Source organism: Candidatus Zixiibacteriota bacterium (assembly GCA_014728145.1).
In the GTDB taxonomy this organism is placed as follows: Bacteria; Zixibacteria; MSB-5A5; order JAABVY01; family JAABVY01; genus WJMC01.
Genome location: WJMC01000229.1, coordinates 1 through 5782 on the forward strand (window position 1 = coordinate 1; position 5782 = coordinate 5782).

Annotated in this window: 3 protein-coding genes; all 3 read left to right on the plus strand. The window is 49.3% G+C overall.

Annotated elements, in window-relative coordinates:
- Positions 1–1931 (plus strand): DUF3536 domain-containing protein (locus GF404_12775; GenBank protein MBD3383054.1); only part of this gene is annotated, 1931 nt, incomplete at its 5' end.
- The gene (gene treY / locus GF404_12780; GenBank protein MBD3383055.1) at positions 1928–4717 is read left to right on the plus strand and encodes a malto-oligosyltrehalose synthase; all 2790 of its coding nucleotides are present in this window, start codon (positions 1928–1930) and stop codon (positions 4715–4717) included. The genes GF404_12775 and treY, both read left to right, overlap by 4 nt.
- Positions 4714–5782 (plus strand): 4-alpha-glucanotransferase (malQ, locus tag GF404_12785; GenBank protein MBD3383056.1); only part of this gene is annotated, 1069 nt, incomplete at its 3' end. The genes treY and malQ, both read left to right, overlap by 4 nt.

Below are 5782 nucleotides of genomic sequence, written 5' to 3' on the forward strand. Positions count from 1 at the left end.
AGTTCACCATCCTGGCGCCCCGTCAAGCAGGCAGGATCAGAAAAATTGCAGAAGAAAATGATAATAACGGTGAATGGCATGATGTCCCCGAGGCTTCGGTAGATCCGCGCCGTGCTTATCTATGTCGACTGCCCTCTGGTCGCAGTATTAATATCTTCTTCTATGACGGTCGAATTGCGCAGGATATCGCCTTCGGAGATCTCTTGAAAAACGGCGAGCAGTTCGCCAACCGTCTGCTTTCAGCCTTCGGCGAAGACACCGAGGAAAACCAGGTGGTGCATATCGCCACTGACGGTGAAACCTACGGCCATCACCAGACTCATGGCGACATGGCACTGGCTTATTGTCTCTATTATCTCGAAAATGAGGAAACGGTCAGGTTGACAAACTACGGAGAGTTTCTCGAGAACAATCCACCGCGCTACGAGGTCGAAATCGTAGAGAACTCATCCTGGAGCTGTATTCACGGCGTCGAACGCTGGCGCAATGACTGTGGCTGTTCCTCCGGTATGCATTCCGGATGGAACCAGAAATGGCGCGCTCCCCTTCGCGGAGCCCTGGACTGGTTGCGCGATAACCTGACCGAAATCTATGATGACCAGGTAAAAAAACTGATCGAGGAACCCTGGAGCGCGCGTGATGAGTACATCCGTATTATCCTTAACCGCGCCGATGAAAATATAAGCAACTTTTTTGAGAAACATGGAATCGGAAAATTCGAACATGATGAAAAAGTCAGGGTGCTTCAGCTTCTGGAGATGCAGAGACACGCGATGCTTATGTACACCAGTTGCGGATGGTTCTTTGACGAGGTCTCGGGGCTCGAGACTGTGCAGGTGATCCAGTATGCCGCCCGCGCGATTCAGCTCGCCCGCGATGTCAGCGGGATAAATCTCGAGGATGCTTTCAAGGGCCTTCTCAAACGGGTACCCTCGAACCTCTCCGAGCATGAAAATGCCGCTCATGTTTACGACAAGTATATCGAACCGAGTGTACTTGACCTGTTACGGGTCGGGGCTCATTACGGCATCAGCTCATTGTTTAAAGAGTTCGACGAGGAGGACAAGATCTACGCCTATTCTGTGGCAGGCAGGATACATGATCGTTCCGAAGTCGGCCGACAGAAACTGGCGATCGGTACGGTGGATATACGTTCCGATATCACCTGGAAACACGAGCAGATTGCATTCGCCGCGTTGCACCTGGGAGGGCACAATATTTTAAGCGGAGCCCTGCCCAAAATGAATGAGGATGTCGAAAAACAGATGGTATCATCTGTGCATGACAGCTTCATGAACAACGATATCTCCGAAGTCTTTCACCAGATCGATGAGTTCTTCGAAAACAACACTTTCTCACTCAAGCATCTCTTTAAGAATGAGCAACGATTGATTATCAGCGAACTGCTGGAGACGAGTTCGAGCGATGTCTACAATTCATTCAGCCAGCTCTATGACAGCCAGTATCCGGTTGTGCGGGCGCTCTCGGGATTGAACATGCCGCTTCCGGATTATATGTCGATGCTGATGAAGTTCATCCTCAACACGAATATTCGAAGGCACCTGAAACAGGAGCAGATAGATTTCGTTCAGCTTGACCGCGATGTGGAGGAAATTCTGCGCTGGTCGCTTGATGTCGATCGGACCACTCTCAGCTACCTTGCATCAGAAAAAATCAACGGACTGACCTCGATCTGGAAAGACAACCCGGAAAACATTGAGCCGATGGAAACTGCCAATTCCCTGCTCCAGATCCTGAAGGCTCTGAATCTTGATTTGAATATGTGGAAATCGCAGGTACGTTATTTCACGATTGGAAAGAAGTTCTATCCGCAAATGAGCAACAAGTCTGACGGTGGCAATGTTGATGCTCAAAAATGGCTCAAACAGTTCAGGCAACTGGGCGATCACCTGAGGGTCAAAATCGCATGAGACCAAAATTCAATTCGACATACAGGTTACAATTTAACCCCGAATTCAAATTCACGGACGCTCATGAAGTCATTGACTACTTAGCTCGGCTTGGAATCACGGCGGTCTATGCTTCTCCGATTTTTCATGCCCGCAGGGGCAGTACGCACGGTTACGATATAGTCGATCATCGTTCAGTAAATCCGGACCTGGGGAGCGAACAGGAATTCCGCAAGTTAAATTTCAAGGCACATCAGAACGGTCTGGCCTGGCTTCAGGATATAGTCCCCAACCATATGGCGATCGATTCGACCAACACCATGTTGATGGATATATTCGAGGCCGGCGAAGACTCACGTTACTATGACTTCTTTGAAATCGACTGGAATCATCCCTATGAAAACATGCATGGCAAGATGCTGGTCCCGCTTTTGGGCAAGCTTTATGCCGAATGCCTGGCCGATGGTGAAATCCAGCTCGGCTACGATCTCGACGGATTGAGCATAAACTACTACGATGTCCGCTTACCACTGCGGATTCAGTCGTACCCGGCGGTTTTCAGGCGCGATATCGACCGGCTCGAAAATGAGCTGGGCGGCAACAATTCCGATTTCTTGAAATTTCTGGGGACACTGCATTTGATCGAAACGATTTCTTCAGAGGACGGGCGCGACGCTTTCTACCGTCAGGTCCGCCATGTCAAACGAATCCTCTTCAATCTTTACAGTGAGAATGAGACGGTGCGTCACTTTGTCGATGATAATATCGCTTTCTTCAACGGCGATGACAATGGCGGTCGGGACGCTCTGGACTGGCTGATATCGGAGCAGTTGTTTCGGCTCTCGTTCTGGAAAGTCGCTACTGAGGAAATCAATTACCGGCGATTCTTTACGGTCAATGACCTGATCTCGGTCAATATCGAAAAAGAGGAAGTTTTCAACTATACTCATGACTTCGTTTTCAGGTACCTCTCTGAGGGACATTTCGACGGTCTCAGGATCGATCATATCGACGGCCTCTTCGACCCGGAAACGTACTTGCGCAGGTTGCGAGAGAGAACCGGTGAGACTTATATCGTCATAGAAAAGATTCTCGAAGAAGATGAGCGCCTGCCCGCCGACTGGCCGATCGAAGGTACCACCGGCTACGAGTTCCTGAATAATCTTAATTCCATATTCTGTGACAATCGAAACCGCAGTGAATTCAGCAAGCTCTATTACAAGTATACCGGCCTGAGTAAAAGCTACGAAGAGATTTTACATGACAAAAAGAAACTGATTATCGAAAAGCACATGGCTGGCAATATCGACAACCTGGCGCAATTCATTAAGCGAATATCGAGCCAGGATCGCTACGGGCAGGATATTACCCTGTTCGGGCTCAAGCGCGCACTGGTCGAGCTGATTGCCTGTTTCCCGGTTTACCGCACGTATATCAATAACGAGTCTCCATGTGAAACCGACCGTGAAATAATCGATGAGGCGATAAATTCAGCACGCGAAAAGAATCCCGACCTGTATTATGAACTCCGGTTCATCGAGAAGTTTTTGCTTTTGAAGTTCGATGATTCAACAGACAAAGAGGAGCGCCAGAGATGGCTTCGGGTGATCATGAGCTTCCAGCAGTTCACCGGCCCGGTTATGGCCAAGGGATTTGAGGATACGATGTTGTACATCTATAACCGTTTGACAGCCTTGAATGAAGTCGGTTCCAATCCCAACCGGTTTGGGGTCTCCGTGGATGAATTCCATAAATTCAATTCCGCACGCACCGACGAATTTCCGCTTTCCTTGAGTGCTACATCAACTCACGATACCAAGCGCGGAGAGGATACCCGTGCCAGGATACTGGTCTTGTCGGAGATACCGTCTGAATGGGACCATAATCTCAAGACGTACAGCCGTATCAACCGCTCCAAGAAAAAGAAAGTGAGTCACAGGTATGCTCCGGATCGCAACGACGAGTATTTCCTGTATCAAACTCTTCTGGGTACTTACCCCTTCGAAGTTGATCTCGAGGATTACAAAACCCGTATAAAAGAATATGTCATCAAAGCGGTCCGTGAAGCCAAGGTACATACCGCCTGGATCAAGCCGGACAATGAATATGAAGAAGCTTACCTGGCGTTTATCGACAAGATCTTTGAAGATCAGCGCTTCTTCGATGAATTTATTCCGTTTCAACAGAAGGTCGCCGGATATGGCGTCTTCAATTCCCTGGCGCAGGTATTGATGAAGATGACTGCTCCGGGCCTGCCCGATTTCTACCAGGGGTGCGAGTACTGGGACCTGACTTTGGTCGACCCGGACAACCGTCGTCAGGTCGATTTCAAAACCCGGTCAAAATCACTACAGGAAATAACCGCAGGCTTTGAAAAAGAGCCTGAAAAACTGCTCGCCGATCTTATTGAGAACAGGACCGATGGGAGAATCAAGCAGTTTCTGATTCATCGGGCATTATCAGAACGTAACCGTCGCCCGGAGCTGTACTTGTATGGTGATTATATACCGCTGGAATGTGCGGGTCAGTTTGCGGACAACGTAATCGCTTTCGCCCGGCGCAGGCAGTCAGATTTCGCTCTGACGATTGTACCGCGCTTTTTTAGCAGGTTGATGCGCGAGGATGAATTACCGATGAAAAAAGATGCTTTCAAAGATACAGTTTTGAAAATACCTGATGATTTTCCCTCCGAATGGGTCGATATGATTAGCAGGGAATATCATAGAGATGTTAAAGATACAATGCCGCTCGGAGATATACTGAATAGTTTTCCGGTCGCGCTACTTGCAAACGAGGAGGAAGGATGATTAACAGGGCAAGCGGTGTCCTGATGCATATTTCATCGCTGGCATCGCCCTTCGGAATCGGTGATTTCGGCCCGGAAGCTTATCGCTTCGCCGATTTTTTACATAACTCGGGTCAATCCGTATGGCAGGTTCTGCCATTGACTCCAACCGATCCCGCCCATGGCAGCTCGCCCTATTCGAGCGCTTCATCGGCTGCCCTGAGCCCGTGGCTTTTGAGCCCCGAACTCATGGTCGAGGATGGCTTCTTGTCGGATGATGACCTTTCCGAGCTTCCAGCTTTTGAAGCCGGGGAAGTCAATTACGAGGCGGTCGCCAAACATAAGACCGTGCTTCTGGATAAAGCCTTCGAACGCTTCAAAAACAAAGCTGACCGGACGGACTTCGATCATTTCTGCCGTGAGAATTCTTACTGGCTGGAAGACTTCGCTCTGTTCATGATCCTGAAGCGCAAGTTCAACGGAACGGTCTGGAACCTATGGCCGGTAGAATACCGCGATCGTCACGATGAAGCCCTGGAGTCAGCGCGCACAGAATATTCCGACCGGCTTTTGCGAGAGAAGATGATCCAGTATCTCTGTTTCAGCCAGTGGCTCAACCTCAAGAAGTACTGCAATCACAAGGGCATCCAGTTATTCGGCGATATACCGATCTATGTCAATTTCGACAGCGCCGATGTCTGGAAAAATCCGCATATATTCAAGCTCTCCGATGACAAGCACCCGACTTTGGTGGCAGGTGTACCGCCCGATTATTTCAGCGAAACCGGCCAGTTATGGGGCAATCCGGTTTACAACTGGGATGTGCTCAAACAGGAAAATTACCGTTGGTGGATCGAACGCCTGCGTCACAATTTCAAGCTGTACAATATGATCAGGATCGATCATTTTCGTGGTCTGGTCGCTTACTGGGAAGTGCCCGCCGGGGAGGAAACCGCGATCAATGGGAAATGGGTCAAGGTGCCGGTCAGGGACTTTTTCGACACTATCATGAAGCATTTCTTCCTGCCTCCGATCATCGCCGAAGACCTCGGCATGATCACCGCAGATGTACGCGAAATTTTGAAAA